The organism is Leptospira interrogans (assembly GCF_900156205.1).
GTDB classification, from domain to species: Bacteria; Spirochaetota; Leptospiria; order Leptospirales; family Leptospiraceae; genus Leptospira; species Leptospira interrogans.
In genome coordinates, this window is the sequence record NZ_FTNA01000055.1 from 1 (window position 1) to 2,508 (window position 2,508).

Below are 2,508 nucleotides of genomic sequence, written 5' to 3' on the forward strand. Positions count from 1 at the left end.
AAATGTGACGGTTTTTGTAGGAACTATTGTGTTTTATTAAAAATTTCTAAAGAACTATCATGTAAATTCTTTAAGGTTTTGGGACAAGTTCTAAAGCTTTCTTCAGGTTTTTTGGGAATATGAAGTATCTTATTAACGTGAATTTGGTGTAAGAAATTCGTTTTGTCATAGGTCAATTTTTTCGTAAAAAAATAGATGTGGAAACTCACAAATGTGAATTTATAGTTAAACTTTGTAAATTGTGAGAACTACTCGGAAATACAAAAAGAATCATCATCCAATCAGGTTTTTGCATGAAACCGCTGTTTTGCGGTCATCATCAAAATTTAAATTCCATTTTAAAGTGTGTTAGGTGTAAGAAAATTAGAAAGAATTTTCTAAAAGTATGAGTTCCTACAATTTTAAAATTGGTTCTTAAAATTGTGATTTATAGTAGTTCCCACATTTTGGGAATAGATCTGTAAAATTTAGATTATAACTTTTTTCAGAAAATGAATTATAAATTTTTTATGCCAAATTTACGTTGAACAAAATTCCTTTAAAAACGCAGAGACTACTCAATATTTCCTAGAAGAATGATTTTTCAAAATCGCACAGAGAACAAAATAAAACTTAATTTGTGGGAACTCTTACATAGTTGATTTCATTATAAAGTTCGAAAAGCACAATAGAGCTATACAAAAAATTCCCAAGCTATACGTCACCAACCAAGTAATTTGATAAAACGAGTAATTAGGAAAATCTTTAGTATCTTATTAGAAAACTAAATACTCAGTTTATAATATTTTAATAAACTTACCAGTATCCAGCACCGGGAGTCATGCCGATTTTTTGTCGTACCTGATCACGCACTACACTCAATAAACTACCTGCCGTATGTGGTAACCAGTGGCGTCCCGTTTTTTCGCTGATGAAGGCGCGGACTTTTGCACTGTCGGTGAAATAACTAGTGAGGAAAGTAGGGTCAGCAAAATTGTCGCTAAACGCATTGGCAATAACTTGTTGGCCACTGCAGCTCACACCGTTACTACCGTACTGCGCGATGAGCAATTGACGACCAGCATCCGTAATCGGTTCAAGCAACAGATTGGTGAAATCAATCGTCGCTTTGCCGGACTTCTCGTAGTATTCCTCGAATGTATTGCTCATCCAAGCGGCATCAAATGTACCGTTGCCGTGCTTTACAATGTTTTGAACCAAATTTTTCGCCATGCGATAGACATTGTTCGCACCCTGCCCTGCGATAGGATCAAGTGTTGTGAGAGTATCACCTACACCTGTTACGATACGCCCCGATGGAAGTTTGCCAACAGGGTTACGCACGATAGGAGTTAATGCACCAGTTAACCAGCCATTTTCATCGGCCAATTCTGCATTCTTGAACCAATCATAATCCCAAGGAAACAGTTCCTTGATAACATTTTTGGCAATAACGAGGACTTCATCACCAGATTTTGCATTGGTGAATTTATCCATCTTACCATCAGCTTTCGCTTCGAAAAGCAGGTTCCACGTCATGCCCACCGACTTGTGATAGTACGGAATCCAGAAGGCTTCTCCATGATCCCCAATAAAATTAAACTTGACCGGATTATACGGAATTTTCTCAAACTTTCCAGTATTTTTAACGACGACCATTGCCAACTTGCGTTGAGGTTTCGTATAGACACTGCGGGCTTCATTTCGCTCAAACAGATTAGCGATTTCGGCCTTACCTGCTGCGACAATCGTCAAATCATTTTCAGCGCTGATTGTATCCAGACGAGGAATATCTATATTTTCTATGCAGAGTTTACCGCCGCGTTCTACTAAATCATTCATCCAGCGATAGGATTGCAAACGCACATCGATCGCTGCGCCATTCTCCGAGAGACGTCCTGCCAAAATGATAAACGGAATCGTAGGTTGCATCGAGAAAATAAGATACACTCCTTCGATAGGTGGAAAATCCTTATCCCAATGAGCCAATCCTAATTCTCGCTCATAGGCAAGAGATGACTCAAAACGTGCAGCGATTCCAGTTGGACGGCTTTTGTTTAGCCAATCTTCTGGGCTGCGATCTGAATAAAGGGTTACATCATAGCCATGTTTCAGCAGGTCATGGGCGGTCATCAATCCTGCTATTCCTGAACCAATAACGGCAATCTTACGCATAAAATCCCCTCAATGATAATAAAAAACGCACGGACATTATATTTATACATCTATAGTCAGTCAGTCGTACGTCCTGATTCGATCTCATCATTGTTATGCCCAGCGGTGGAAAACCATATAAGACCTGGCATAACCGGTCTTCACAACGACCGCTTTTCAATAATGATTAGGTTAGTTCATCTGATTTTTTAACTTGAATCAGACGATAAGGGACTTCACTCAAAATTATATATAGATAAGAAATTTCATTAAAGATCATGTTAACCTAGTGACGAATTATTGGACACATTTTTACGCAGCATTTACTTCAAATTGCACAGGACTCACAAAGTCTAATGACGAATGAGATCTGTG

General features: G+C 38.3%; 1 protein-coding gene. It reads right to left on the reverse strand.

Features of this window, described 5'->3' with window-relative positions; translation table 11 throughout:
- Positions 1–795 precede the first annotated feature (795 nt).
- Entirely contained in the window at positions 796–2,154 is a 1,359-nt protein-coding gene (locus BW942_RS20660; protein WP_001225709.1) for an FAD-dependent oxidoreductase, read from the reverse strand.
- Positions 2,155–2,508: the final 354 nt, after the last annotated feature.